Raw genomic sequence first — 25258 nt, 5'->3', positions numbered from 1 at the left:
GGCCTAGAGCCTCGCTTTCTCCGCGAGGTGGGCGCGCGGATCGGACTGGCCGTTCTTGGCGGTGGCCTCGGCGAACGCCTTGACGGCCTCCTCGGCCTCCTTCGAGAGGTTCTGGGGCACGACGACGTCAACGGTCACCAGCAGGTCGCCAGAGCCCTTGGAGGTCTTGACGCCCTTGCCCTTGACCCGCAGGGTCCGGCCGGAGCTCGTGCCTGCGGGGATCTTCATCTTCACCGTGGAGCCGTCCACGGCAGGCACCTCGATCTGCGCTCCGAGCGCGGCCTCGTCGAAGGTCACGGGGACGTGGATGCGGAGGTTGTCGCCGTCGCGGGTGTAGAAGCCGTGCGGCTTGACGTGGACCGTGACCATGAGGTCGCCCGGGCCGGCCGAGCCGGGGCCGCCCTTGCCGCGGACGCGGACCTTCTGGCCGTCGCGGATGCCCGCGGGGATGCGGACGTCGATGACCTCGCCGTTCTGCTCGCGCATGCCGACCGTGGTGCCGCGGATCGAGCCGGCGAACGAGATCGTCGTGGTGGCCTGGCGGTCCGCGCCCTTCTGGGGCGGGGGCTGGAAGCCAGCGCCTCCGAACCCGCCGCCACCGAAGAGGTCGGCGAATTCCGGGGGAAGGTTGCCGGTGCTGAACCCTCGCGAGTGACGACCCGCGCCGCCGCCGAACAGGCCGCCGAACAGGTCCTCGAATCCCGCCGCGCCGGCTCCGGCACCGGGGCCGCCCGCGGAGAAGCGGGCGCCACCCATGGCGCGGATGGCATCGTACTGCTGACGCTCCTCGGGATCGGACAGGACGGAGTTCGCCTCGGTGATGTCCTTGAACTTCTTCTCGGCCTCGGCATCCCCCGGATTCTGGTCGGGGTGGTACTTGCGGGCGAGCTTGCGGTAGGCCTTCTTGATGTCGGCCTCGGAGGCGTCCTTGGACACGCCGAGAATGGCGTAGAAGTCCTTCTCCACCCAATCCTGACTGGCCACGAACGCTCCTTAAATCTTGTCTGTAAAGTCTAGTTTCCGCCCCGAAGGCGAGATTGCCGCGAAGCCGCGGCGGCTGCGGGGCCCCGCAGCCGCCGCGGCGGTGGTGGGTGTCAGCCCTGCGGAACCGCGACGATGACCTGGGCCGCCCGCAGCAGGCGGGACTCGGTCTTGTAGCCCACGCGCAGGACCTGCTGGACCGTGTCCACGCTGATGCCCTCGGCCGGCTGCTGGATGAGGGCCTCGTGGATGTTCGGGTCGAACTCGACGCCCGTCTGGTCGATCCGCTGGAGCCCCTGGCTCGTGAGCACAGCCTCGAGCTTCGCCGCGATGGCCGCGAAGGGACCGTCGGTGAGGTCGCCGTGCGCCCGCGCGGCGTCGAGGTCGTCGACCACCGGCAGCAGCGAGTTCAGGACGCCGAACACGGCGACCTCGCCGGCCACCGCGCGGTCGCGGTCCACGCGCTTGCGGTAGTTGACGTACTCGGCCTGGAGCCGCAGCAGGTCGTTGCGGAGCTCCGCCTCGACGGCGCTCGGCCCCTCCTGCTCGGCGGCGGCCTCCTTGAGGATCTGCTCGGCCTGGGCAAGGGCGTCGTCAGCGTCGTGGGGCTCGTCGACCGGGCGCATGTCCTCGTGCTCCGGGTGCGGGGCCTGGGGGTCCCCCGCGTCGGAGTGCCGGGCCTGGCCCGTGACCGGGTCAACCTTGCGGTTGTCCCGGATCACGGGGTCAGGGCGCTCATTCTCGTGCTCGTTCTCGTTTCCCTGGCGTGCCATGGTTACTTCTTCTCGTCCTCGTCCACGATCTCCGCGTCGACGATGTCCTCGTCCGCGTTCGCGCCCGAAGCCGAGCCGGCGTCATGCGTGCCGGCCTGCGCGCCGTCGCCCGCTGCCGCGCCGCCCTGGGACGAGGCGTAGATGGCCTCCCCGAGCTTGGTCTGCGAGTGCTGCAGCTTCTCGAACGCGGCCTTCACCTCCTCGTCATTGTCGGAGCCCTCGAGCGCCTTCTTGAGGGCGTCGACGTCGGCCTGGACCTCGGTCTTGACCTCTTCGGGCAGCTTGTCGGCGTTGTCGGCGATGAGCTTGTCCACGGAGTAGGCGAGCTGCTCGGCGGAGTTGCGGGTGTCGGCGGCCTCGCGGCGCTTCTTGTCCTCGGCTGCGTGCGCCTCGGCGTCGGCAACCATGCGCTCGATGTCCTCCTTGGACAGCGCGGTGCCGCCCGAGATGGTCATCGACTGCTCCTTGCCGGTGCCCTTGTCCTTCGCGGACACGTGCACGATGCCGTTGGCGTCGATGTCGAAGGTGACCTCGATCTGCGGGATGCCGCGCGGCGCCGGGGCAATGCCGGTGAGCTCGAACGTGCCCAGCGGCTTGTTGTCGCGGGTGAACTCGCGCTCGCCCTGGAACACCTGGATGGACACGGAGGGCTGGTTGTCGTCCGCCGTGGTGAAGGTCTCGGAGCGCTTGGTCGGAATGGCCGTGTTGCGCTCGATGAGCTTGGTCATCACGCCGCCCTTGGTCTCGATGCCGAGGGAGAGCGGGGTGACGTCGATGAGGAGGACGTCCTTGCGCTCGCCCTTGAGGACACCGGCCTGGAGCGCGGCACCGACGGCGACGACCTCGTCGGGGTTCACGCCCTTGTTCGGCTCCTTGCCGCCCGTGAGCTCCTTGACGAGCTCGGACACGGCGGGCATGCGGGTCGAGCCGCCGACGAGGACCACGTGGTCGATGTCGGCGACCTTGATGCCAGCCTCGGCGATCACGTCGTGGAACGGCTTCCGGGTGCGCTCGAGCAGGTCCTTCGTGAGGTCCTGGAACTTGGCACGGGTGAGGGACTCGTCGAGGTGGACCGGCCCGTCCGGGGTGACGGAGAGGTACTGCAGCGAGATGTTGGTGCTGGTCGAGGAGGACAGCTCCTTCTTGGCCTGCTCGGCAGCCTCCCGGAGGCGCTGGAGGGCGATCTTGTCCTTCGACAGGTCAACGCCCTTGACCTTGAGCTGCTTGAGCAGGTACTCGACGATGCGCTGGTCCCAGTCGTCGCCGCCGAGGCGGTTGTCGCCGGCGGTGGCGCGGACCTGGATGGTCGAGAAACCGTCCTCGTCCTTGCCGACCTCGAGGAGGGAGACGTCGAAGGTGCCGCCGCCGAGGTCGAAGACGAGGATGAGCTCGTCTTCCTTGCCCTTGTCGAGGCCGTAGGCGAGGGCGGCCGCGGTGGGCTCGTTGATGATGCGCAGGACGTTCATGCCGGCGATCTCACCGGCCTCCTTGGTGGCCTGGCGCTCGGCGTCGTTGAAGTACGCCGGAACGGTGATGACGGCGTCGGTCACCTTCTCGCCCAGGTACGACTCGGCGTCGTTCTTGAGCTTCATGAGAATGCGCGCCGAGATCTCCTGCGGCGTGTACTTCTTGTCGTCGATCGAGATCGTCCAGTCGGTGCCCATGTGGCGCTTGACGGAGGCGATCGTACGGTCGACGTTGTTCACCGCCTGGCGCTTGGCGATCTCGCCGACCAGCACCTCGCCGGTCTTGGAGAACGCAACGACGGACGGGGTCGTGCGGCCGCCCTCGGCGTTTGCGATGACGGTCGGCTCACCGCCTTCCAGGACGGAGACGACGGAGTTGGTGGTGCCCAGGTCGATGCCGACTGCACGGGACATAGGTTCCTCCTGCTGGTTGCTGGTCTTGCGTGAATCGCCCGGACCCAGAGGGCCGAAGAGGCCTCACCAAGTTGAGCGGTCTGCACTCAAGTCTACGCAGCAACGATCCCATGTCAAATAAACTTGAGTCGGCATGACTCATGTTCGCTGCAAGAGGAAGTCAGGGTCTAGAAGGCCAGGACGAAGCTCAGCGGCCCTTCTCCTCAAGCCTGAGGGCGATGCCCACGGTGAAGAAGGTCGATGCCCAGTGGCCCACGAAGATCCCCCAGCGGTCTGACTGGGCTCGGTCGTGGTTCGGGTTGAGCCTGCTGATGAGCCAGGAGACGAACGAGAGCCCGATCGACCCGAATCCTGCCATGTACGCATACTCGCTCTTGATCCCCATGTCATGCAGCTTCTCAATCATCAGGGCAACCTCCTGCTTGGCGGGGTGGAAAGGTCTGACCCGCTCTCATTGCCCTGACCGAGCCTCTTGAACCCAATCAGCCCAGCCAGACGCAAGGCCTCGCAAAGGACGGCTAGCGGCGTCCGCTCACCTGGGTCCCGGCGCGGCGCGGGAGCAGGACACTGTCCGCGACCGAGAGGAGCATGAGCACCGCGATCGCCGCGAACGCCGCCTGGTACGGCGCCGCGGCGCCCGTGGCCGCCGAGGCGACCAGACCGGCGTCGTGCATCACGGCACCGGCGAGGCGGATGAGCAGCGCGCCCACTGCCACCCCGAGCGCGTTCCCCAGCTGGACGAACGTGTTCGAGATTGCGTTGGCGCTCGGCAGCTGCTCGGCTCCGACGTCGGCGTACTGGAGCGTCATGTAGGCCGAGAAGCCGATGGAACGGAACACGCCCGAGAGCAGCAAGACGCCGAACAGGACGGCATCCGGCCATTGCGGGGTGGCGAGCGCGCAGGCTGCGAAGGTGAGCGCGGAGGCGGCCGCCGACCCGACGAGCACGGGTTTGAAGCCGAGGGCCCGGATGAGCGGGGTCGTGGCGGGCTTGATGCCGATGTTCCCGACGAACACCGCAGCGACCATGAGCCCGGCGCGCACCGGATCCCAGCCGAACCCGTCCTGGAGCATGAGCGGGAGCATGAACGGCACCGCGGAGATCGTGAGGCGGTAGACGAATCCCCCCGTCTGGTTGGCGCGGAAGGTGCGCACCGCAAGGACCCGGAAATCGAAGAGAGGCTGGGACGCGCGGCGCATCCATGCCACCGCTCCGGCGAGAGCGGCCGCACCGGCGGCGACAACGGCGAGGCCCCACGCGGAGTCCCCGCCGTGGCCGAGCAGTTCGAGCCCCACGACGACGCCCGCGACGCCCAGCGTGGTCAGCCCCAGGCCCGGCCAGTCGAGCCGGCGCCCCGCGTCCGCCCCACCCGCCGGGACGAGTCTCGCGGCCGCTACGAGGGCCGCGGCGCCGAGCGGGAGGTTGATGAGGAAGATCCAGTGCCACGAGAGGAACTGGGTGAGTGCCCCGCCGACGAGCGGCGCGAGGACCGGGGCGAGGAGGCCGGGCCAGACAAGGAACGCGGTGGCCCGCAGCAGTTCCTCCTTGGGCGTGCTCCGCAGTACGACGAGCGAGCCGACAGGCACCATCATGGCTCCGCCGAAGCCCTGGACTGCACGGAAGGCGGTCAGCAGCGCGAGGCCGGGGCTCAGGGCACACGCGAGGGAAGCAACCGTGAAGACGATGATGGCAGCCATGAAGACCGGACGCGGCCCGAGGCGCTCGGCCAGCCACGAGCTGACAGGAATGCCCATGGCCACCGTGATGAGGTAGGCCGTCATGGCCACGTTCGCGTCAGCGGGGGCCACTCCGAAGTCGGAGCCGATCGCCGGCAGGGCGGTCGCCAGCGCAGTTCCGTCGAGGAACTCCATGAAATAGGTGGCGGCGACCAGGAGCGCGAGCCTGGGGTTCCACGCAGAGGCGGGAGTCACCGGACCAGCCTAGGGGTGCCCCACCCTTCACGGCGCCCAGCCGGGGGCCACGCGAGACGCTGCGAGCCCCAGGCAGTACGGCGGCTCGAATCAGAAGGCGGGGTACATCATCGACTGGCCGACCGCGTCCGCACCGCCCGGGGCGAACGCCGCGAGACACACGACGCCGACCGTGAAGACGACGCTGATGGCGAGCCAGATGGCGCTGAACTTGAGGAGCGTCTTGACCTCGGAGCGGCTCACCTCGGCGCGGTCCTCCCGCAGGGCCTGCACCTGGGCCCCCAAGCGTGCTAGCGGCGAGGGACCCGTTGCGAGGATCCGGTTCGAGGCGCAGTCGATGCTGCCGTCGCGCAGGGTGGCGACCATGCAGTCGGCGCGGCGGTCCAGCCGCATGCTCACGATGCTGCTGCCGTGGCGGGCCAGAAGGATGTCCTCGCCGAGGCGCATGCGGCCACGGCGACGGACTCCGGCGGCGGTCTGGGAGTTCTGGGCCAGGGACATTCGCGCTCCTCTCGGGCGAGGGGCACCATCGGCCCTCAAAGTCGTATATGATTCGCTCTCCAGTCTACGGACCGCTGACCTGCCTACCCGACGCTTTGGGCCCTTTCGTAGCCAACCTCACAGCCCTGTGTGACGGCTTCGGTACCGTGGAGGCATGGATGCTCCGGACAGCGCCGCCCAGACCCCCGACGACGTCTACACCCACGGCCACCACGAGAGCGTCGTGCAGGCCCACGCCGCCCGCACGGCAGCGAACTCGGCCGCGTTCCTGGTGCCCCACCTCGCCGCCGGACTGTCCGTCCTCGATGTCGGCTGCGGTCCGGGGAGCATCACGTGCGACTTCGCCCGTCTGGTCGAGCCCGGGACGGTGCTGGGGCTGGACCGCTCCGAGGAGATCGTCGCCCAGGCGCGCGCCCTCGCCGAGGAGCGCGGCCTCACCAACGCCTCCTTCACGACGGGGAACGTGTACGACCTCGATCTCGAGGACGAGGCCTTCGACGTGGTCCACGCCCACCAGGTCCTCCAGCACCTCACCGACCCGGTCGCGGCCTTGCGGGAGATGCGGCGGGTGGCCAAGCCGGGCGGCATTGTGGCCGTGCGGGACGCGGACTTCCACGGCATGAGCTGGTACCCAGAGCTGCCCGAGCTCGAAGAGTGGATGGACCTCTACCAGCGCATCGCCCGGCACAACGGCGCAGAGCCCGACGCCGGCCGGCGGCTCGTGAGCTGGATGCAGGAGGCCGGCTTCACCGACGTCGCGCCCACCTCCAGCAACTGGCTCTACGCGACTCCGCAGCAGAGGGCCTGGCAGGCGAGGGTCTGGGGCGAGCGGGTGCTGCACTCGGCCTTCGCCGAACAGGCCCTCGACTACGGGTTCGCGCAGCAGGCCGACCTCGAGCGCATCGCCGCCGGCTGGCACCGCTGGGGCTCCTCCGCCGACGGCTGGTTCCTTATCCCCAACGGCGAGGTCATCGCCCGGGCCTAGACCGGCGCGAGCCCGGGCCTGTGGGGGGCCCTAGGCTTGTCTGGTGCCCTTCTCAGTCTGGGGCGCCCTCGTGGGCGCCTGCCTGCTCATCAGCTTCACCCCCGGCGCCGGCGCCATCAACACGATGAGCAACTCGCTCACCTCCGGATTCCGCCGCGCCATCTGGGGAGTGCTGGGGCAGCAGGCAGCGCTCGTCGTACACCTTGCGATCGTCGCCGCCGGGCTCGGGGTGCTCGTGGCGAGCTCGCCTGTGGCCTTCAACGTGATCCGCTACCTCGGGGCCGCGTACCTCGTGTACTTGGGCATCCGCCAGTTCCTCAGCAAGCCGGACACCTCGCACGAGGCCGTCGCGGCGCTTGCCAATGAGCCCGCGTGGTCCATGTTCCAGCGCGGACTGTGGGTCAACCTCCTCAACCCCAAGGCGATCGTCTTCTTCCTCGCCTTCATCCCGGGCTTCGTGCGGCCCGACCTGCCCCTGTGGAGCCAGTACCTCGTCATCGGGGCGACGATCGTGGTGGTGGACATCGTGGTGATGTGGTTCTTCTTCGCGCTCGCCGCGAAGAGCTTCCAGCGCTTCACCCGGAGCGAGCAGGGGCAGCGGGTGCTCAACCGCGTGTTCGGCGTCCTCTTCGTCGGCGTCGGCGTGCTCCTGGCCGTCGTCTGACCGCGATGCGTACCGTGCAGCGCGAGGACCCTATGCTTAGTCGCATGAACTCGATGGCGAGCCCCTACCGGATCATCACGGTCTGCACCGGGAACATCTGCCGCTCGCCCATGGCCGAGTTCATGCTCGCCGACGCACTGCGTGCCGCGGGGCTGGCCGATCGGGTTGCCGTCGACTCCGCGGGCACCACGGGCTGGGAGGCGGGCAGGCCCATCGACCCCCGCGCGGCCCGGGTCCTGGACGGGCACGGCCTGCGCACGAGCGGCCACACGGCGCGCCAGTTCGAGGCCTCGTGGTACACCGAGCGCGAGCTCATCCTCGCCCTCGACGTGGACCACTACGGGCACCTCCGCGAGCACGCCCCCGCCGGAACCGAGGACAAGGTCCGCATGATGCGGGAGTTCGACCCCGCCGTCGCGCACCTCGACCACCTCGACCAGGGCATCGAGGACCCGTGGTTCGGCGACCAGAGCGACTTCGAAGTGACGTGGAAGCTCATCGCCGCGTCCGTGCCGGGGATCGTGGCCCACGTACGGCGCGAGCTCGCCGAGTGCGCCCTGCCCAGCGACGCGTGAGCAGCGTGGCCGGTGGACCGGCCCGGCCGGTCGTGATCGCGATCGACGGCCGCTCAGGGGCCGGGAAGACAGCGCTCGCGGTCGAGCTCGCGGCGGCGCTGCGCGAGCACCGCTCGGTGGCGCTCGTGCATCTCGAGGACCTCTACCCGGGGTGGGACGGGCTCGCCGAGGGGATCCGGCGCTGCGCCGAGCAGATCCTCGCACCCTTGCGGCGCGGTGAGGCTGCCCGCTGGCGCGCCTGGGACTGGACGGCCGACCGGGAGGGGCCCGAGCGCCTGACCGAGCCGGCCGACGTCGTGCTCCTGGAAGGCGTGGGCGCGGGCGCGGCACCCCTGCGCGGGCTCGCCGACGCGCTCGTCTGGGTCGAGGCGTCCGCCGAGGAGCGCAAGCGCCGGGCGCTCGCCCGCGACGGCGACGTCTACGCGCCCCACTGGGACCGCTGGGCCGGGCAGGAGAAAGCGTGGCTCGCGGACGACGACGCCGCCTCGGCGGCCGCCGTGACCGTCGCCTCGCACAGCGGACAGGACAGGGCGGAAGGCCTCACGGACCGCGTGCTCGACGCGCTCGCGGGTCTGCCGCAGCTGCGCGACGTGCTCGCACCGGAACGGTCCGCGCGGGAGTCCGGCGACGTCGTCGTGCGCAGGCTCGCCACGGCACCGGATCCCGAGCGGCTGTTCGAGGAGCTGTTCGGCACCTCGGCCCACGCCGTGTGGCTCGACTCGTCCGACGCCGCGAGTGCACCCGCGGGCGCGGGGACGGCGCCGAGGAATCGTTTCAGCATCATGGCCGACGGCGGCGGCCTGCTCGGGCGCGGGATGGCGCACCGGAGGGGCTGGACCGAGGTCGTGGAGGGCCCCGCGACCGACGCACCCGTCACAGCGCGCTTCCGGTCGCCGTTCTTCCGCTGGCTCGACGCCGAGTGGGGCCGCACCCAGCACCCCGCCGTCGCGGACCTCGAGTGCGGGTTCGCGCTGGGCTGGCTCGGCTATCTGGGGTACGAGCTCAAGAGGGAGTGCGGCGGATCAGACGTCGACGCCGGGGTTCCCGACGCGCAGCTGGTCTGCGCAGCGCGGGCCGTCGTCCTCGACCACGTCCGGGGCGAGGCGTGGCTCCTGGCCCTGGCCGCGCCCGACGCCGACGCCTGGCTCGACCGGGCGTCGGAGGCGGTCCTGCAGTGCTCCCGGGACGGGGCCGCCGCCGCACCTGACGCCGCGGCCTCCCGACCCGGGCCGGCGTTCGCCAGCCGCGACTCGGCCGCGCGGTACATGGACAAGGTCCGCGCGGCGCAGACCGAGATCGCCGACGGCAACACCTACGAGGTGTGCCTCACCACGGCGCTCGAGGCAACGGTGCCCCGCGGCAGCGCGGCGCCCCTGGCCATCTACAGGGGGCTGCGCCGCCGCAGCCCGGCCCCGTTCGCGGCCTTCGCGGCGTTCGGGGACCTGTCGATCGCGAGCACGTCCCCCGAACGGTTCCTCTCGGTCGCGGCGGACGGGGCCCTGCGCGCCGAACCCATCAAGGGCACCCGGCGCCGCTCCCCGGATGCGGGCGACGACGACGCCGCGGCGGATGACCTCGTGCGCACCGAGCTCGCGGCGAACCCCAAGGACCGCGCCGAGAACCTCATGATCGTCGACCTGCTGCGCAACGACCTCAGCCACCACGCGGTGCCCGGCTCGGTGGCCGTCTCACGCCTGTTCGCGGTCGAGACCTATGCGACAGTCCACCAGCTCGTGAGCACCATCGAGGCGCGCCTGAGGCCCGGTGCGTCCAGGGCCGAGGCGATCGCTGCCGCCTTCCCGCCCGGGTCGATGACGGGCGCGCCGAAGATCAGCACCATGGAGATCCTGGACCGGCTCGAGGCGGGCCCGCGCGGGGTCTACTCGGGCGTGATCGGCTACTTCTCCCGGACAGGCGCTGCGGACCTGTCCGTGGTGATCCGCACCCTGGTCCTCGAGCAGCTCGGCGCCGCGGACGACGGCGGCACCCGCCTCACGCTCGGAGTGGGCGGCGCCGTCGTGGCCGACTCAGACCCTGCCGAGGAGTACGAGGAGATCCGCACGAAGGCCTTCGCCGTCCTGAGCACGCTCGGATCCGAGTTCCCGGGCTGAGTCGGCGGGTGAGCCCGTCCGCGCTACTGGAGCGTGGCCGTGAGCCGCGCGATGTTGTCCACATACCGGCTCAGCAGCGGCCGCTTCCGCCAGTCGTGCAGGTCGAGGCGCTTGCTGACCTCCCGGTACATGTCCTCGACCTTGCGCATCTGCTGCACGATCTCTGCGCCGGGGAGCATGAGCGAGACCTCCATATTGAGCGAGAAGGAGCGCATGTCCATGTTCGAGGAGCCCAGGACCGCCACCTCGTCGTCGACCGTGAAGTGCTTCGCGTGCAGCACGTAGGGCTTCGGGTACCGGTAGATCGCCACCCCGGCCATGAGGAGCGCCTCGTAGTAGGACTGCTGGGCGTGGTGCACGAGGAACTGGTCGCCCTGCTCGGAGACGAACAGCTCCACCTCGACGCCGCGCTGCGCCGCCGTCGTGACGGCGTAGAGCAGCGAGTCGTCGGGAACGAAGTAGGGGCTGCAGATCGAGAGGCGGCGCTGGGCGGAGTAGATGAGCGTGTTGAACAGGCGGAGGTTGTTCTCGTTGGCGAACGCCGGGCCGCTCGGGACCACCTGCGCCGGCTCGTCCCCGACGGGCTCGGGGGCCACGAGCTGCGCCTCCAGCATCTCGTCCGTCTCGGAGAGCCAGTCGGTGGCGAACACGACGTTGAGCGTGGTGACGGCGGGCCCCTCGACCCGGGCCATGAGCTCCACCCACTTCCGGTGTCCGCGCCGGTGGTACGCGCGCTCGATGAGGTTCAGCGAGCCGGTGAACGCGGTCTCGCCGTCGACCACGAGGATCTTGCGGTGGTTCCGCAGGTCCATCCGCCGCCACTGGCCGTGCACGGGCAGGAGGGGGAGCATGCGCCGCCACTGCATCTCGGTGTCGCCCAGCCGCTTGAGGAATGCGCGGTAGCCGGGGATGCGGAGGGAGCCGATGTGGTCGAACAGGAAGCGGACCTCCACGCCCCTCTCGGCCGCCTCGGCGAGGGCCGTGAACAGCTTGTCCGTGACGTCGTCCCACGCAACGATGTAGAACTCGGCGTTGACGTACCGCTCGGCGCCGCGGACGGCCTCCGTCATCTCGGCGATCGCGTCCTCGTAGCCCGGGATGAGGCGCACGCGGTTGCCGTTCACCATGGGCAATGACCCGAGGCCCCGGTTGAGCTTCGCCGCCGACTGCAGCCAGTCCGGGCCCTCGAACTCGGTCTCGACGTCGTGGGAGTCCGCGAGCGCGGCCCGGACACGTGCACTGACCTCCTGCTGCTGGTCGCGGCGCTTCCCGGAGAACCGGAAGTTGCCGAACATGAGGAACAGGACCAGGCCGAGCGTGGGGACGAAGAAGATCGCCAGGAGCCACGCCATCGCGGTGGTGGGCCGGCGGTTGCCGGGGATGACGCCGAGCATGACGATGCGGATCACGAGGTCCACCACACCGAGGGCAAACGTGAGCCAGTTCGGCAGGAGCCCGATGAGCGGGAGCTGCAGGAGCATGGCCCCAAGCCTACGGTTGCCGGGCGCCTAAGCTGTCCCCATGACGCAGACCGTTCTCGTGTTCCTCGACCGCGCGCTCCCCGGAGGGCGGATCGAGGACGCCTCCAAGCCGCAGCTGTTCGCCACCGATCTGGGGGCCACGCGCGGGGACGGGGTGTTCGAGACGCTCCTGGTCCTCGACGGGCACGTCCGCAAGCTTCCAGCCCACCTCTCCCGCATGCAGCACTCCGCGCGGGTGCTCGAGTTGGACGTGCCGGGGCACGAGGCCTGGGAGCGGGCGATCGTCACCGCGCTCGACGAGTACCAGCGCGTGGTCGGGCCGCTCACCGAGGTGGTCGTCAAGCTCGTGGCGACGCGCGGCGTCGAGGGTTCGGGCGAGGCGACGTGCTGGGTGGCCGCCTCCGCGCCGGCCCCCGCGGCGAAGCGTCAGCGCGAGGAGGGCATCGACGTCCTGCTCCTGGACCGCGGCTACGACTCCGACCTCGGCGAGCGCGCCCCGTGGCTCCTGCTCGGTGCCAAGACGCTCTCGTATGCGGTGAACATGGCAGCCCTCCGGTACGCGCACTCGCACGGCGCCGACGACGTCATCTTCACCTCCTCGGACGGCCAGGTCCTCGAGGGGCCCACCTCGACCGTGCTGCTCGCGCATGCCGAGAAGGACGACGCCGGCCGGGTCACCCTGAAGAGGCTCGTCACCCCGCGCTTGGACTCGGGCATTCTGCCGGGCACCTCGCAGGGCGCGCTGTTCGCCGCGGCCAAGGAGGCCGGGTGGGAGCTCGGCTACGGACCCCTCGTCCCCGACGACCTCTTCGACGCTGATGCCGTGTGGCTGATCTCCTCCGTGCGGCTCCTGACCCCCGTGAACCACTTGGACGGCAAGCCCATCGGCTCCGATCCCTCGCTCGCGAAGGCCCTGACGGAGGAACTCGCGGCCCTGTTCGACAGGATCCCCTGACCGGGACATCAAGCGCGGCCAGCTCTGGAATTTAGTTGGAAGTCCGAGTATCTTCGATTGCAGATGACTTGGATCACATCCCCTCAAGCGAAGGAGCTTGCCATGGTCCGCGACCTCACCCACTACATCGGCGGTGCGCGCGTCGACGGCACGTCGGGGCGCTTCAGCGACGTCTTCAACCCCTGCACGGGCGAAGTGCAGGCCCGCCTGCCGCTGGCCAGCAGGGAGGAGGTCGGCGAAGCGATCTCCAGTGCCGAGAAGGGCCAGGCGGAGTGGGCAGCCATGAACCCGCAGCGGCGCGGCCGGATCCTGCTGAAGTTCGTCGACCTCGCCAACGAGCACATGGACGAGCTCGCCGAGCTGCTCTCCTCCGAGCACGGCAAGACCTTCGCCGACTCGAAGGGGGACGTGCAGCGCGGCCTTGAGGTCGTCGAATTCTCGGCCGGCGCGGCTCCGCACCTGCTCAAGGGCGAGTTCTCGGACAGCGTCGGCACGGGGATCGACGTGCACTCGCTGCGCAAGCCGCTCGGCGTCGTCGCAGGGATCAGCCCCTTCAACTTCCCCGCCATGATCCCCCTGTGGCAGGCGGGCCCGGCCCTCGCCGCCGGCAACGCGTTCATCTGCAAGCCCAGCGAGCGCGATCCCTCCGTTCCGCTCCGCCTCGCCGAGCTCCTGACGGAGGCCGGCCTTCCGGACGGCGTGTTCAACGTGGTCAACGGCGACAAGGAGGCCGTGGACGCGCTCATCGAGGATCCGCGGGTGAAGGCCATCGGCTTCGTCGGCTCCACGCCGATCGCCCAATCCATCTACGCGGCGGCCGCAGCCCATGGCAAGCGCGCCCAGTGCTTCGGCGGCGCGAAGAACCACATGGTCGTGCTCCCGGACGCGGACCTGGACATGGCCGCGGACGCGCTGATCGGCGCGGGCTACGGCTCGGCAGGCGAGCGCTGCATGGCGATCTCCGTTGCCGTCCCGGTGGGCGAGGAGACCGCAGACGCGCTCGTGGCCAAGCTCCAGGAGCGCATCAAGGACCTCCGCGTCGGGACGAGCATGGACAAGGACGCGGACTTCGGCCCCGTGGTCGCACCATCGGCCAAGGAGCGCATCGAGGGCTACATCGCCGCGGGCGTCGAGGCCGGCGCGGACCTGGTCGTGGACGGCCGGGGCCACACGGTCGAGGGCCATGAGGGCGGGTTCTGGGTAGGCCCCACCCTGTTCGACCACGTCACCGAGGACATGTCGATCTACCGCGAGGAGATCTTCGGCCCGGTGCTCAGCGTGGTCCGCGCCGCGGACTACGACGAGGCCCTGCGCCTGTGCAGCGAGCACGAGTTCGGCAACGGCGTGGCGATCTTCACGCGCGACGGCGACGCCGCGCGCGACTTCGCGAGCCGCGTCGAGGTCGGCATGGTCGGGGTCAACGTGCCCATCCCCGTGCCGATCGCCTACTACACGTTCGGCGGATGGAAGGCCTCGGGCTTCGGGGACCTCAACCAGCACGGCCCGGACGCGTTCCGCTTCTTCACCAAGACCAAGACCGTCACGACCCGCTGGCCGTCCGGGGTCCGCCAGGGCGCAAGCTTCGTCATGCCGGCGGGCAGCTGATGGCGCCCGAAGAACCTCAGCCGGAGGTCCTGTTCGAGCGCCGGGGCCGGCTCGGCGTCGTCGTGCTCAACCGGCCGCGCGCGGTGAACGCCCTCACTGAAGGCATGGCGGCCGCCATGCTCGCCCAGCTCACGGCGTGGGCCGAGGACGAGTCGGTGCAGACCGTCCTCGTGCGCGGCGCGGGGGACCGCGGCCTCTGCGCCGGCGGGGACATCGTGGCGATCTACCGCGACATGCTCGACGGCGGCGACGCCACCGCGCGCTTCTGGCGCACCGAGTACCGCCTCAACTCGCTCATCAGCCGCTACCCCAAGCCGTACGTGGCGTTCATGGACGGTCTCGTGCTCGGAGGCGGGGTGGGCGTCTCGGCCCACGGCTCCCATCGGGTGGTCACCGAGCGCACGCGCACGGGGATGCCGGAGACCACGATCGGGTTCGTCCCCGACGTCGGCGGCACGCTCCTGCTGGCCTGCGCCCCTGGCGAGTCGGGCACCCATGCGGCACTCACCGGTGCACACCTCGACGGCGCCGATGCGCTGCATCTGGGCCTCGCGGACTTCTTCGTGCCGAGGGCGCGGCTCGACGCCCTCGCCTCGGCACTCGAGCGGGAGCGTGCGGACGACGCTGTAGCGCGCCTCGCGTCGGAGCCTCCCCTCTCGCAGCTGGCCGCGCAGCGCGGCTGGATCGATGCGGCCTACAGCGCCGCCGATGCCGAGCAGATCGTGGCCCGGCTGCGCGCAGCCGAGGCCCCCGCGGCCGCCGAGGCCGCGGACACGATCGAGTCGAAGTCCCCCACCTCCGTCAAGGTGGCCCTCGAGGCGCTGCGCCGGGCGAGGGCCCGCGGGCCGGTGCCGGAGGCGCTCGAGGAAGCGCTCGAGGAGGAGTACCGGATCGGGCTGCGGCTCCTGGCCGGGCACGACTTCCGCGAGGGGATCCGAGCCCAGGTGATCGACAAGGACCGCAGCCCCCGCTGGGAGCCGGCGACGCTCGCGGGCGTGTCCCGCGCCGATGTCGAGTCGTTCTTCGCGCCGCTGGGCGAGCGGGAGCTCGGCCTCGTCGCCACGGTGGCCGCGCCGTGACCGCATCAATCCGCACCCCGAAGGAGAAGCCATGACCGACCAGCCGGCGGCCCAGAAGCCGGGCACCATCGCGTTCCTCGGACTCGGACACATGGGCGGCCCGATGGCGGCCAACCTCATCGCGGCGGGATACTCGGTGGTCGGTTTCGACCCGATGCCCGCCGCGGTCGAGGCAGCCAAGGCCCACGGCGTCCCGATGGCCGGATCCGCGGCCGAGGCCGCGGCGGGCGCCTCCGTGGTTCTGACCATGCTCCAGAAGGGCCAGCAGGTCCTGGACGTGTACCGGGGCAGCGGCGGCCAGCCGGGGCTCCTCGAGCTCGCCGCCCCGGGGACCCTGTTCCTCGACTGCTCCACGATCAACGTCACCGAGGCGCAGGAGGCCGCCCAGGCCGCGATCGACGCGGGGCACCGCGCCGTGGACGCGCCGGTGTCCGGGGGCGTGGTCGGTGCGGAGGCCGGAACGCTGACCTTCATGGTGGGCGGGCAGGACGAGGACTTCGAGACCGTGCGCCCCATGCTGGAGGCCATGGGCAAGCGTGTGGTCCACTGCGGCGCCCACGGGCTCGGGCAGGCGGCGAAGGTCTGCAACAACATGATCCTGGGCGTGTCCATGATCGCGGTGAGCGAGGCGTTCGTGCTCGGCGAGAAGCTCGGCCTCACGCATGAGGCGCTGTTCGACGTGGCCGCCCACGCCTCCGGCCAGTGCTGGGCCCTGACGACCAACTGCCCCGTCCCGGGCCCCGTGCCCACGAGCCCCGCCAACCGCGACTACCAGCCCGGGTTCGCCGGTGCGCTCATGGCCAAGGATCTGCGCCTGGCGGTCAACGCGCTGGACCACACCGGCGTCTCGGCCGAGATGGGGCAGCTCGCCTCCAAGATCTACGACGAGTTCGCCGCGGGCGACGGTGCAGGCAAGGACTTCTCGGGCATCATCAACACGATCCGGGAGCAGTCCGAGCCGACAGCCGTCTGAGGGCCCAGCCCTCTACGCGAAGTCCCCCGCCTCGCGGCGGAACTCGCCGAGGATCCGGATGAGGTCCTCGACGTCGCTGCCTGTGAACCCCGAGCGCCCGAACACCTCGGAGTTGAGCGCCGCCGTCGCCTTCTCGGCCACGGCGCGGCCCGAGTCGGTGAGCTCGATGAGCGTGGTGCGCCCGTCCGTGGGGTGCGGCGTCCGGGTGACGAACCCCGCGGCCTCGAGCCGGTCAACGGCGTTCGTCACCGACGTGGGGTGCACCTGGAGCAGGGCGCTGGCCTTGCTCATGGGCAACGCACCCGTCCGGGCGAAGCCCAGCAGCGCGAGCATCTCGTACCGGGCGAAGGTGAGCCCGAGCGGCTTGAGCACCTCTTCGATGCGGGAAAGCAGGATCTGCTGGGTCCGCATGATCGCGGTGATGGCCGCCATCGGCGCCGCGACGTCCCCCCACCCGTGCCGTTCCCAGTTGCGCTGGGCATCGGCGATCGGGTCGCGGGGAAGCGGCGTGGGCATGCTAGTCCTTCAGAGACGGGAAGTCGGTCTCAGAGTACTCGACCCCGTACCCGGCGGCCGGGGCGGCCGTTTCCGTCCGGACGGCCCCGGTAGCCGCCCCGTGCCGTGCCTCCTCGCTGCGCCGCAGCTCGACTCGGCGGATCTTGCCGGAGATGGTCTTGGGCAGCTCGGCGAACTCGATCCGGCGGATGCGCTTGAACGGCGCGAGCTGCGCGCGGCAGAATCGCAGGATCTCCTCCGCGATTTCCGGCCCGGGCTCGTACCCGCCGGCGAGTACCACGAACGCCTTGGGGACGGACAGCTTGACCTCGTCCGGCGAGGGCACGACGGCGGCCTCCGCCACCGCGGGATGCTCGATCAGCACGCTCTCGAGCTCGAACGGGGAGAGCCGGTAGTCCGAGGACTTGAACACGTCGTCGCCGCGGCCCACGTAGGTGATGACGCCGTGCGCGTCCCGCACCGCCATGTCGCCCGTGTGGTAGTAGCCGCCGCGGAACGCGTCCGCCGTCTTCTCGGGATCGCCGAAGTACCCGGCCATGAGGCCCACAGGGCGCGGGTCGAGCCGGAGGCACAGCTCGCCGTCGTCCGCCTCCTCTCCCGTGATGGGATCGAGGAGCACGACGTCGTAGCCCGGCAGCGGCTTCCCCATCGCACCGATCGTGACGGGCTGGCCCGGGCAGTTGGCGATCTGGACGGTGGTCTCGGTCTGGCCGAAGCCGTCGCGGATCGTGACCCCCCAGGCCTTCTCCACCTGGCCGATCACCTCGGCGTTGAGCGGCTCGCCGGCCGAGACGGCCTTGCGCGGCGGTGTGGAGAGCTGCGACAGGTCCGACTGGATGAGCATCCTCCACACCGTGGGCGGGGCACAGAAGCTCGTGACCCCTTCGGCGTCCATCTGGGCCATGAGGGCAGCCGGGTCGAAGCGCTCGTAGTTGTAGATGAACACCGTGGCCTCGGCGATCCACGGTGTGAACACGTTGGACCATGCGTGCTTGGCCCACCCGGGCGAGGCAACGTTGAGGTGCACGTCTCCGGGCTCGAGTCCGATCCAGTACATCGTCGAGAGGTGCCCCACCGGATAGGACGTGTGGGTGTGCTCGACGAGCTTGGCGCGGCTCGTCGTGCCGGAGGTGAAGTAGAGCAGGAGGGTCTCGTCGGCGCGCGTCGGGGCGTCCGGCGTGAACTCCGCCGGCACCGAGTCCGCGTCCGCGTAGTCCAGAGCCTCTCGCCCGCCGTGGCCGGCCGGCGTCGTCCCTGTCCCGGCGCCTCCGACGACGATCACGCGGTAGCCGCCCGGCACGTCGTCGAACTTCTGCGCGTTCGCCGCGCCGACCACGACCCACTGGGCGCCTCCGCGCTCCACCCGGTCCTCGAGGTCGCGGCGCCCCATGAGGGTGGTCGTGGGGATCATGACGACCCCGAGCTTGATCCCGGCGAGCATGATCTCCCACAGCTCGACCTGGTTGCCGAGCATGATGATCACGTGGTCGCCGCGCCTCACCCCCTGGCTGCGCAGCCAGGCCGCGACCTGCGAGGAACGCGCCGAAAGCTCAGCGAACGAGCGGCGCGTGGAGCTGCCGTCCTGCTCGACGATGACGAGCGCCGGCTGGGCGCCGCGGACCGGGTCCGCGCCGAGGGCGTCGAACCAGTCCAGGGCGAAGTTGAACTCCTCGAAGCGCGGGCAGGCAAACTCGGCCCGGGCGCGCTCGTAGTCCTCCCGCAGCTCCAGCAGCCGGTCCCGGGCGGTGCGGAAGTCGTCGGTCACAGTCATCGGGGCCCCTTCGCGTCCTGGTGATCCTCTAGTGATCTCGGTCACGATGAAATATAGTTGGACTTCCTAGGAATTTGAAGAGGGAGACCCCCTATGCTCCAGACAGCCGAGCTCGACCAGACAGACATGGTCCAGATCCAGCCGCCTTTCCCCGATGCCGACCTCCTGCACATCGCGGACCTGCTCAGCCCCGCCGAACGGCGCCGCTACGCCGAGCTCCGCGACGTCCTGCAGCGGGAGATCCGGCCGGTCGCGCCCGGCTACTGGAACCGGGAAGAGTTCCCGATGGGACTCATCCCCCGGCTCGCCGAGCTGGGGCTCGGGCGGCTGCAGACGGACGGATCCTCGCGCCTGTTCACCGGGCTCGCGTACATGGAGGTGGCGCGCGCCGACGTCTCCCTGTCCGCGCTCGTGGGGATCCACAACGAACTCGTGGTCGGCATGATCCACGACCTCGGCTCCCGCGAGCAGAAGGCACGCTGGCTGCCGGGACTCGAGCAGTTCACGGCCATCGGGGCCTTCGCGCTGACTGAACCCGAGCACGGATCGGACATCGCGGGCGGCCTCACCACCACCGCAACGCACGACGGCGACGGCTGGGTCCTGAGCGGATCGAAGCGCTGGATCGGGGCCGGCACCATCGCGGACTTCGCCCTGGTCTGGGCCCGGGACACCGCGGACGGGGCGATCAAGGCGTTCATCGTGGAGACTGACCGGCCCGGGTTCTCGGCCACCAAGATCGAGAACAAGATCGGGCTGCGGATCATGCAGAACGCGGACATCGTGCTCGATTCCGTACGCGTTCCCGAGGCGAACCTCCTGCCCGGCGCCACCGCCTTCGAGAAGGCCAACGAGCTCCTGCGCGACTCGCGGGCCTGGGTGGGGTGGCAGGCGGCGGGGATCCAGCTCGGCGCGTTCGACATCGCACGGGCGTATGCACTCGAGCGCTTCCAGTTCGGACGGGAGCTCGCCCGGTTCCAGCTCGTGCAGCAGCAGCTGTCCGAGATCCTGGGGAACGCACAGGCCTCCCTCTCGCTCATGCTCGAGCTCGCACGGATCCAGGAGGCAGGCCGGCTGGAGATGGTTCAGTCCGCGATGGCCAAGGCCACGACCACCCGGCTCGCACGCTCCTCCGTAGCACTGGGAAGGTCCATCCTGGGCGGCAACGGGATCACGACCGACTACGAGATGGCCAAGCTCTTCGGCGACGCGGAGGTCCTCTACACGTATGAGGGGACCTACGAGATCAACTCGCTCATCGTGGCCCGGGCCGTGACCGGGAAGTCCGCGTTCGTCTGACCCGGCCCTCCCCCGGGTTGCGCCGCAGGACGGACAGCTCTGGTGCGAGGCGGCGTCATGCGTCTACGGTGCCGGTATGGAAGAGAAGGACCGCGTGCCCGCCCCACCCGGGATGGCGGCATACGACGAGGACGCCCCGCTCGACGACGGCTACAGCCAGGACGAGAACTACGGCCACAACCAGGAGGCGTTCCAGTTGCGTGACCTGCGCAAGTACGCGGACACGCCGCCCGGCGAGCCGCTGCGCGAGCGTGAGGCCGAGCCGCTGGCGGAGCCGAAGAAGCCGCGCCGCCGGCACACGGGTCTCGGAACCGGGGGCGCCGCCGGCATCCCAGACTCCTCGGGAGCGGCCCATACCGGGTTCGGCGACCCGGACCGCGACTGACCTGCAGCGGCCGCCCGCGTCACACGGGCGGCCGCCGGCGTCATACGGCCTGCTCTCGGCCCGCGTGCCTCGCGCGGGCCGGGGGGCGTCGGCCAGACTGGCCCCATGCACAACACCGACTTCATCCAGACCACGCACGCCGGGTCCCTCCCCCGTACCCCGGAGCTGCTGGCAGCCAACGCGGCCCAGGCGGAGAATCCCTCGGATCCTGCGGCCTTCGAGCGGCTGCTCGCGGACTCCGTCGTGGGCATCGTCGCCCAGCAGCTCGACGCCGGCCTCACGATCGTCAACGACGGCGAATACGGCCACACGATGACCAACTCCGTGGACTACGGCGCCTGGTGGAACTACTCGTACTCCCGCCTCGGCGGCCTGACGCAGGGCGGCGTGGACCGCTGGCAGATGACCGAGAAGATCCGGTCGGAGCCGGGGAAGATCCGACTCACGACCATGCGGGACCGCCGCGACCGCGTACGGTTCGAGGAGGCATACAACGACCCGAACTCCTTCATCCTCACGGGCCGCAAGCCGGTCCCGCAGCCCACCATCACCGGCCCGATCACCTACATCGGCCAGGACGCGGTGCGCCGCGACGTGACGAACCTCGTGGCAGCCCTCCAGGCCGAGGACGCGACGCAGGGCTTCCTGCCGGCGCTCTCGCCGGGCTCCGCCTCGCGCATCGCAAACGAGTACTACAAGACCGACGAGGAGCTCCTCTACGCGTGCGCGGACGCGATGCGCGAGGAGTACAAGGCGATCATCGGCGCGGGCCTGACGGTCCAGATCGACGATCCCTCGATCGCCGAGAACTGGGACATGATCAACCCCGAGCCGAGCGTGGAGGACTACCTTGCCTTCACCAAGCTGCGCGTGGAGGCCCTCAACTACGCCATCCGGGACCTGCCCCAGGAGCAGATCCGCTTCCACCTGTGCTGGGGCTCGTGGCACGGCCCGCACACCACGGACATCCCCTTCAGGGACCTTGCAGACACGATGCTCTCGATCAATGCGGGCTCCTACTCGTTCGAGGCCGGCAACGTGCGGCACGAGCACGAGTGGAAGGTCTGGCGGGACCTCGACCTGCCCGAGGACAAGGTGATCGTCCCCGGCGTCGTCTCCCACGCGACGAACGTGGTGGAGCACCCCGAGCTCGTGGCCGACCGGATCGAGAACTTCGCGCGCATCGTGGGCCGCGAGCGCGTCGTCGCCTCGACCGACTGCGGCCTCGGCGGCCGCGTGCACCCGCAGATCGCGTGGGCCAAGCTGGAGTCGCTCGCCGAGGGCGCGAAGATCGCCACCGAGCGGCTCTGGGGCTGACCACGGTGACGCACGACGCCGGGCCCTCGCCTGACACGCACGAGGTCACCCTCCGCTTCCTCGCCGCCCCGACGGACAAGGGCCACTCCGGGTCGGTGGACGCCGGCACGGTCCTGGAGTGGGTGGACAAGGCGGCCTATGCGGCGGCGGTGGGCTGGGCGAAGGCCTACTGCGTGACGGCCTACGTGGGCAACATCCACTTCGCGGACCCCGTGAACGTGGGAGACATGGTCGAGGTGACCGCCACGATCGTCTACACCGGCCGCACCTCGATGCACATCCGCACTGTGGTCTCCTCGGGCGACCCGAAGGGCGGCCCTGCGACGATGCGCAGCCAGTGCCTGGTCATCTTCGTGGCCGTAGGGGACGACGGCCGCCCCGTGGAGGTGCCCGCCTGGGTGCCGCGGACCGAGGCCGAGCGCGAGGCCCAGGAGCATGCGGTGGCGCGGATCGGGGTGCGCGACGAGATCGTCGCGTCGATGAAGCGCCAGCACTACACCGACGCCGGCACGGCCGAGCGGGTGGTCCTGCGGTTCCTCGCCGCACCGACCGACGTCAACTGGGGCGGGAAGGTCCACGGCGGCACGGTCATGAAGTGGATCGACGAGGCCGCGTACGTGTGCGCGTCGCGGTACTGCGGTCGGGACACGGTGGCCGTGTTCTCCGGCGGGGTGCGGTTCTACCGGCCCCTGCTGATCGGCGACGTCGTGGAGGTCGAGGCCCGGCTCGTGTACACGGGCCGGAAGGGGATGCACATCGCGGTCCACGTCCGCTCCGGCTCGCCGCGGGGCCGCGAGTTGAATCTGACCACGTACTGCCTCACCGTCATGGTGGCCCGCGACGAGACCGGCACCGCCGTGCCCGTCCCGGAGTGGGTGCCCGTCTCCGACGAGGACAAGCGGCTGTGGGAGCACGCCCGCGAGCTCCTCGAGATCCGCGGACGGGCGCCCGGCGGGCGCCTGCCGAACCACATGCTCGGGGCGTAGCCTGGGGCTTCCGGACGCACGACGCCGGGTGAGCCGCCTCGCAGGGGCCGCCCACCCGGCGTCGTGCGTCTGCCCTTGCGCCGCCTGAGCGACCGGCCTAACATACAACCAAATGGTTGTAGATCAGGTACCCCGGGACTTCACCGACGAGGAGATCGACCGCATCTTCGGCGCCCTCGCGGACACCACCCGCAGGGACATCCTGCGGCAGTCGCTGCTGGGCGAGCAGTCGGTCTCGGGGCTCGCGAGGAACTACGCCATGAGCTTCGCGGCCGTGCAGAAGCACGTCGCGGTGCTCGAACGGGCACTGCTCGTCACGAAGGAACGCCGTGGGAGGGAGCAGATCGTGCACTCCAACCCCGCGGTGATCCGCAGGGCGGCGCGCCTCCTCGACGCCTACGAGGACCTGTGGCGCGACCGCATCGCCCGGATCGGGGACATCCTGTCCGGGCCCCCACCGCAAGAGAACAGCCGGAAGGACGTTGCACCATGACCTTCGTCTCCAGCACCAAGGACGCCGAGAACCTCACCCTCACCCTCGTCACGGAGTTCGCCGCCGACCGCGAGCGCGTGTGGCAGGTCTGGGAGGACCCGCGCCAGCTCGAGCGGTGGTGGGGGCCGCCCACGTGGCCCGCCACGTTCGCCACGCACGACTTCACGCCGGGCGGCCGCTCCCACTACTTCATGACCGGCCCCGAGGGCGAGAGGGCCCACGGGTGGTGGCGCTTCGTCGCGATCGAGGCACCGAGCCGCCTCGAGATCGAGGATGGGTTCGCCAACGAGGACGGCTCCCCCACGGATCCCGAGGACTCCGCGACCTTCCTCGTGACGCTCGAGGATACGGGCGCCGGCACACGGATGACGACGCTGTCCAGGTTCCGCAGCCTGGAGCAGCTCGAGCGGATGCTCGCGATGGGCATGGAGGAGGGCATGAAGCAGGCCTCCGGCCAGATCGACGCCATCCTCGCCGAGACGAGGGAGGATGCCCCCCGCTAGCGGCCTTCCTAGCGGCGCTTCCCGTCCGGGCGGCTGAGGACCACGAACGAGCGGCGGTGGGTGATGTAGTCGCTCGGCCACGTAGCCATGGCGCGGATCTTCTGCATCGTGCCGGAGAGCAGCACGACGTGCACCCCGAGCCAGCCCAGGAACGCCAGCGGGCCGGTGAGGAGCAGCCGCTTCGGGCCCGGGCCCATCTCGGCCACCGCCGAGCCGCGGCCCACCATGGCCATGTAGCCCTTGTCGTTGTAGTCGAACGGCTCACGGCCACGGCCCTCGATGTCCGCGAGGATGTTCTTCGCGGCCCACTTGCCGGCCTGGAGGGCGCACGAGCCGAGCTGCGGGAGCTTGTTGCCCTTCGCGTCGGTCATGTTGGCGGCGTCGCCGAGCACGTACACGCCCTCGACGCCGGGCGCCGTGAGGTCCGGGTTGACGTCGATGCGGCCACCGCGGCCGCCCGGCAGCCCGGACCCCGTGACGACGGGGCCGGCCTTGAGGCCGCCGGCCCAGACCACCACGTCCGCGGGGATCTCCGTGCCGTCCTTGAGCAGCACCTTGCCGGAGGCGATCTCGGAGACCGGAGTCCCGAGGTGCAGCTGCACGCCCATGCGGGTCAGCCGCCGTCCTGCGTATTCCTTGGACTTGTCCCCGAAGGCATTGAGCACGTTCGGGATCATGTCCACGAGGTGCACGGTGCAGCGGTTGGCGAGGCGCGGGGAGAAGTAGTCGGGGAGCACGTACTTCACCGTCTCGGCGAGGGCGCCCGCGGTCTCGACGCCGGTGGGGCCGCCACCGATGACGACGAAGTTCAGCGGCCTGCCGTCGTCCTCGCGGTCCGCGTCCTCGAGCATCATCGACAGGGAGCCGCCGAGGTTCACGGCGTCCTCCACCGAGTACAGCGGGAACGTGAGCTCCTCTGCCCCCGGCGTGTTGAAGAAATTGGCCTCCGCGCCCGAGGCGAGGACGAGGAAGCGGCCCTCGTAGGTCTTGCCGTCCGCCGTCGTGACGCGCTTGGCGTGGGGATCGACGTCGGTGACCTCCTCCACGACCACGCGCACGTTGGGCTGGCCGCGGAAGATGTCCCGCAGCGACCGCGCGACCTCGGAGACGCCCAGCTGCACGGTGGCGACCTGGTACAGCAGGGGCTGGAACTGGTGGTAGGGATTCTTGTCGATCAGGAGGACACGGACGCCCTTGCGTCCGAGGTGCCGGGCCGCCGCAACCCCTGCGAACCCTCCGCCGACCACAATGACTTCGTAGTTCTCGTCCACCAGCGGCACACTACCGATTCGCGGGGCCGGTGGGAACCTTCCGTGTTGCCAATAGTTACTCCCGGCCCGTACTCCGCCCCTGCGGCCCGTGCTACGTTCAATCACGAGTAATGAGTGCCAGCGCAAAGCCCTGACTTGCTGGCCGGCAACCCTCCGAGTGGCGGGGTGCCTCAGGTGACTACTCGGCATTTCGTTCTCTCGATACGCAAGCTGCAGAGGAGCC

Annotated in this window: 24 protein-coding genes and 1 riboswitch; of the genes, 14 read left to right on the top strand and 10 right to left on the bottom strand. The window is 70.3% G+C overall.

Annotated elements, in window-relative coordinates; all coding sequences use genetic code 11:
• Positions 1 to 3: 3 nt before the first annotated feature.
• The 6 genes from IE231_RS10535 to IE231_RS10510 all read right to left on the bottom strand — a co-directional run bounded on the left by IE231_RS10535 (position 4) and on the right by IE231_RS10510 (position 6066).
• The gene (locus tag IE231_RS10535) at positions 4 to 984 is read right to left on the bottom strand and encodes a DnaJ C-terminal domain-containing protein (protein ID WP_189693927.1); all 981 of its coding nucleotides are present in this window, start codon (positions 982 to 984) and stop codon (positions 4 to 6) included.
• Positions 985 to 1094: 110 nt separating this feature from the next.
• A complete protein-coding gene (locus tag IE231_RS10530; RefSeq protein WP_189693926.1) occupies positions 1095 to 1754 on the bottom strand; it encodes a nucleotide exchange factor GrpE in 660 nt (219 codons plus the stop codon).
• Between the two features lie 2 nt (positions 1755 to 1756).
• Entirely contained in the window at positions 1757 to 3634 is a 1878-nt protein-coding gene (gene dnaK / locus IE231_RS10525; RefSeq protein WP_189693925.1) for a molecular chaperone DnaK, read from the bottom strand.
• Positions 3635 to 3821: 187 nt separating this feature from the next.
• The gene (locus tag IE231_RS10520) at positions 3822 to 4040 is read right to left on the bottom strand and encodes a hypothetical protein (protein ID WP_189693924.1); all 219 of its coding nucleotides are present in this window, start codon (positions 4038 to 4040) and stop codon (positions 3822 to 3824) included.
• 112 nt (positions 4041 to 4152) lie between these two features.
• Positions 4153 to 5565, bottom strand: a complete 1413-nt coding sequence (locus IE231_RS10515) for an MFS transporter (RefSeq protein ID WP_255430077.1) — start codon at positions 5563 to 5565, stop codon at positions 4153 to 4155.
• Between the two features lie 90 nt (positions 5566 to 5655).
• A complete protein-coding gene (locus IE231_RS10510) occupies positions 5656 to 6066 on the bottom strand; it encodes a hypothetical protein (protein WP_189693923.1) in 411 nt (136 codons plus the stop codon).
• Between the two features lie 154 nt (positions 6067 to 6220).
• Between IE231_RS10510 and IE231_RS10505 the strand changes: the two genes are divergently transcribed.
• From IE231_RS10505 to pabB, 4 genes are read left to right on the top strand one after another with little or no spacing between them, the layout of a single operon-like run.
• A complete protein-coding gene (locus IE231_RS10505; RefSeq protein WP_189693922.1) occupies positions 6221 to 7051 on the top strand; it encodes a methyltransferase domain-containing protein in 831 nt (276 codons plus the stop codon).
• Between the two features lie 43 nt (positions 7052 to 7094).
• Positions 7095 to 7715 (top strand): LysE family transporter, encoded by a 621-nt coding sequence (locus tag IE231_RS10500; protein ID WP_189693921.1) that lies wholly within the window; start codon positions 7095 to 7097, stop codon positions 7713 to 7715.
• A gap of 44 nt (positions 7716 to 7759) precedes the next feature.
• On the top strand, positions 7760 to 8290 hold the full coding sequence (locus IE231_RS10495) for a low molecular weight protein-tyrosine-phosphatase (protein ID WP_189693920.1): 531 nt from the start codon (positions 7760 to 7762) through the stop codon (positions 8288 to 8290).
• Positions 8287 to 10401 (top strand): aminodeoxychorismate synthase component I, encoded by a 2115-nt coding sequence (pabB, locus tag IE231_RS10490; RefSeq protein ID WP_229866695.1) that lies wholly within the window; start codon positions 8287 to 8289, stop codon positions 10399 to 10401. The genes IE231_RS10495 and pabB overlap by 4 nt, the downstream gene beginning before the upstream one ends.
• Before the next feature lie 23 nt (positions 10402 to 10424).
• Here the strand turns inward: pabB and cls are convergent, their stop codons facing one another.
• Positions 10425 to 11882 carry a cardiolipin synthase gene (cls, locus tag IE231_RS10485; protein WP_189693919.1) on the bottom strand — a complete coding sequence of 486 codons (1458 nt, stop codon included), beginning with the start codon at positions 11880 to 11882 and terminating at the stop codon, positions 10425 to 10427.
• Between the two features lie 40 nt (positions 11883 to 11922).
• Here cls and IE231_RS10480 point away from each other — a divergent pair, with 40 nt between their 5' ends.
• From IE231_RS10480 to mmsB, 4 genes are all read left to right on the top strand, one after another.
• Positions 11923 to 12837, top strand: coding sequence for an aminodeoxychorismate lyase (locus tag IE231_RS10480; RefSeq protein WP_189693918.1), 915 nt, complete (start codon positions 11923 to 11925; stop codon positions 12835 to 12837).
• A gap of 102 nt (positions 12838 to 12939) precedes the next feature.
• Positions 12940 to 14442 carry a CoA-acylating methylmalonate-semialdehyde dehydrogenase gene (locus IE231_RS10475; RefSeq protein ID WP_189693917.1) on the top strand — a complete coding sequence of 501 codons (1503 nt, stop codon included), beginning with the start codon at positions 12940 to 12942 and terminating at the stop codon, positions 14440 to 14442.
• Positions 14442 to 15521, top strand: a complete 1080-nt coding sequence (locus IE231_RS10470) for an enoyl-CoA hydratase/isomerase family protein (RefSeq protein WP_189693916.1) — start codon at positions 14442 to 14444, stop codon at positions 15519 to 15521. Before IE231_RS10475 ends, IE231_RS10470 begins: the two co-directional genes overlap by 1 nt.
• Positions 15522 to 15552: 31 nt before the next feature.
• On the top strand, positions 15553 to 16494 hold the full coding sequence (gene mmsB / locus IE231_RS10465; RefSeq protein WP_189693915.1) for a 3-hydroxyisobutyrate dehydrogenase: 942 nt from the start codon (positions 15553 to 15555) through the stop codon (positions 16492 to 16494).
• Between the two features lie 12 nt (positions 16495 to 16506).
• Here mmsB and IE231_RS10460 read toward each other — a convergent pair whose 3' ends face one another.
• Positions 16507 to 17010, bottom strand: a complete 504-nt coding sequence (locus IE231_RS10460) for a MarR family winged helix-turn-helix transcriptional regulator (RefSeq protein ID WP_189693914.1) — start codon at positions 17008 to 17010, stop codon at positions 16507 to 16509.
• Position 17011: 1 nt separating this feature from the next.
• The gene (locus IE231_RS10455) at positions 17012 to 18781 is read right to left on the bottom strand and encodes an AMP-binding protein (protein WP_189693913.1); all 1770 of its coding nucleotides are present in this window, start codon (positions 18779 to 18781) and stop codon (positions 17012 to 17014) included.
• Between the two features lie 93 nt (positions 18782 to 18874).
• Here IE231_RS10455 and IE231_RS10450 point away from each other — a divergent pair, with 93 nt between their 5' ends.
• The 6 genes from IE231_RS10450 to IE231_RS10425 all read left to right on the top strand — a co-directional run bounded on the left by IE231_RS10450 (position 18875) and on the right by IE231_RS10425 (position 23764).
• A complete protein-coding gene (locus tag IE231_RS10450) occupies positions 18875 to 20080 on the top strand; it encodes an acyl-CoA dehydrogenase family protein (RefSeq protein ID WP_189693912.1) in 1206 nt (401 codons plus the stop codon).
• A gap of 76 nt (positions 20081 to 20156) precedes the next feature.
• Positions 20157 to 20465, top strand: coding sequence for a hypothetical protein (locus IE231_RS10445; protein ID WP_189693911.1), 309 nt, complete (start codon positions 20157 to 20159; stop codon positions 20463 to 20465).
• A 105-nt stretch (positions 20466 to 20570) separates the two neighbouring features.
• Positions 20571 to 21782: a cobalamin-independent methionine synthase II family protein gene (locus IE231_RS10440; protein ID WP_189693910.1), complete on the top strand. Its 1212-nt coding sequence runs from the start codon at positions 20571 to 20573 to the stop codon at positions 21780 to 21782.
• Positions 21783 to 21787: 5 nt separating this feature from the next.
• On the top strand, positions 21788 to 22768 hold the full coding sequence (locus IE231_RS10435; RefSeq protein WP_189693909.1) for an acyl-CoA thioesterase: 981 nt from the start codon (positions 21788 to 21790) through the stop codon (positions 22766 to 22768).
• 112 nt (positions 22769 to 22880) lie between these two features.
• Positions 22881 to 23261 carry an ArsR/SmtB family transcription factor gene (locus IE231_RS10430; RefSeq protein WP_189693908.1) on the top strand — a complete coding sequence of 127 codons (381 nt, stop codon included), beginning with the start codon at positions 22881 to 22883 and terminating at the stop codon, positions 23259 to 23261.
• Positions 23258 to 23764 (top strand): SRPBCC family protein, encoded by a 507-nt coding sequence (locus tag IE231_RS10425; protein ID WP_189693907.1) that lies wholly within the window; start codon positions 23258 to 23260, stop codon positions 23762 to 23764. The genes IE231_RS10430 and IE231_RS10425 overlap by 4 nt, the downstream gene beginning before the upstream one ends.
• 8 nt (positions 23765 to 23772) lie before the next feature.
• On the opposite strand, the gene IE231_RS10420 is transcribed toward IE231_RS10425, so the two are convergent.
• Positions 23773 to 25035 (bottom strand): NAD(P)/FAD-dependent oxidoreductase, encoded by a 1263-nt coding sequence (locus IE231_RS10420; protein ID WP_189693906.1) that lies wholly within the window; start codon positions 25033 to 25035, stop codon positions 23773 to 23775.
• Between the two features lie 106 nt (positions 25036 to 25141).
• Positions 25142 to 25253, top strand: a riboswitch (SAM riboswitch).
• Positions 25254 to 25258 lie beyond the last annotated feature (5 nt).

Origin of the sequence: Sinomonas cellulolyticus (assembly GCF_014656475.1) — a bacterium.
In the GTDB taxonomy this organism is placed as follows: domain Bacteria; phylum Actinomycetota; class Actinomycetes; order Actinomycetales; family Micrococcaceae; genus Sinomonas; species Sinomonas cellulolyticus.
This window is presented reverse-complemented; position numbering and strand designations above follow the sequence as displayed.

Excerpts from the sequence above, each read along its gene's own strand:
- IE231_RS10460 (WP_189693914.1), bottom strand. The coding sequence starts at position 17,010 with ATGCCCACGCCGCTTCCCCGCGACCCGATCGCCGATGCCCAGCGCAAC.
- IE231_RS10430 (WP_189693908.1), top strand. The coding sequence starts at position 22,881 with ATGGTTGTAGATCAGGTACCCCGGGACTTCACCGACGAGGAGATCGAC.
- dnaK (WP_189693925.1), bottom strand. The coding sequence starts at position 3,634 with ATGTCCCGTGCAGTCGGCATCGACCTGGGCACCACCAACTCCGTCGTC.
- IE231_RS10520 (WP_189693924.1), bottom strand. The coding sequence starts at position 4,040 with ATGATTGAGAAGCTGCATGACATGGGGATCAAGAGCGAGTATGCGTAC.
- IE231_RS10505 (WP_189693922.1), top strand. The coding sequence starts at position 6,221 with ATGGATGCTCCGGACAGCGCCGCCCAGACCCCCGACGACGTCTACACC.
- IE231_RS10495 (WP_189693920.1), top strand. The coding sequence starts at position 7,760 with ATGAACTCGATGGCGAGCCCCTACCGGATCATCACGGTCTGCACCGGG.
- IE231_RS10530 (WP_189693926.1), bottom strand. The coding sequence starts at position 1,754 with ATGGCACGCCAGGGAAACGAGAACGAGCACGAGAATGAGCGCCCTGAC.
- IE231_RS10440 (WP_189693910.1), top strand. The coding sequence starts at position 20,571 with ATGCACAACACCGACTTCATCCAGACCACGCACGCCGGGTCCCTCCCC.
- IE231_RS10510 (WP_189693923.1), bottom strand. The coding sequence starts at position 6,066 with ATGTCCCTGGCCCAGAACTCCCAGACCGCCGCCGGAGTCCGTCGCCGT.
- IE231_RS10470 (WP_189693916.1), top strand. The coding sequence starts at position 14,442 with ATGGCGCCCGAAGAACCTCAGCCGGAGGTCCTGTTCGAGCGCCGGGGC.
- IE231_RS10475 (WP_189693917.1), top strand. The coding sequence starts at position 12,940 with ATGGTCCGCGACCTCACCCACTACATCGGCGGTGCGCGCGTCGACGGC.
- IE231_RS10450 (WP_189693912.1), top strand. The coding sequence starts at position 18,875 with ATGCTCCAGACAGCCGAGCTCGACCAGACAGACATGGTCCAGATCCAG.
- cls (WP_189693919.1), bottom strand. The coding sequence starts at position 11,882 with ATGCTCCTGCAGCTCCCGCTCATCGGGCTCCTGCCGAACTGGCTCACG.
- IE231_RS10445 (WP_189693911.1), top strand. The coding sequence starts at position 20,157 with ATGGAAGAGAAGGACCGCGTGCCCGCCCCACCCGGGATGGCGGCATAC.
- IE231_RS10455 (WP_189693913.1), bottom strand. The coding sequence starts at position 18,781 with ATGACTGTGACCGACGACTTCCGCACCGCCCGGGACCGGCTGCTGGAG.
- IE231_RS10480 (WP_189693918.1), top strand. The coding sequence starts at position 11,923 with ATGACGCAGACCGTTCTCGTGTTCCTCGACCGCGCGCTCCCCGGAGGG.
- IE231_RS10425 (WP_189693907.1), top strand. The coding sequence starts at position 23,258 with ATGACCTTCGTCTCCAGCACCAAGGACGCCGAGAACCTCACCCTCACC.
- mmsB (WP_189693915.1), top strand. The coding sequence starts at position 15,553 with ATGACCGACCAGCCGGCGGCCCAGAAGCCGGGCACCATCGCGTTCCTC.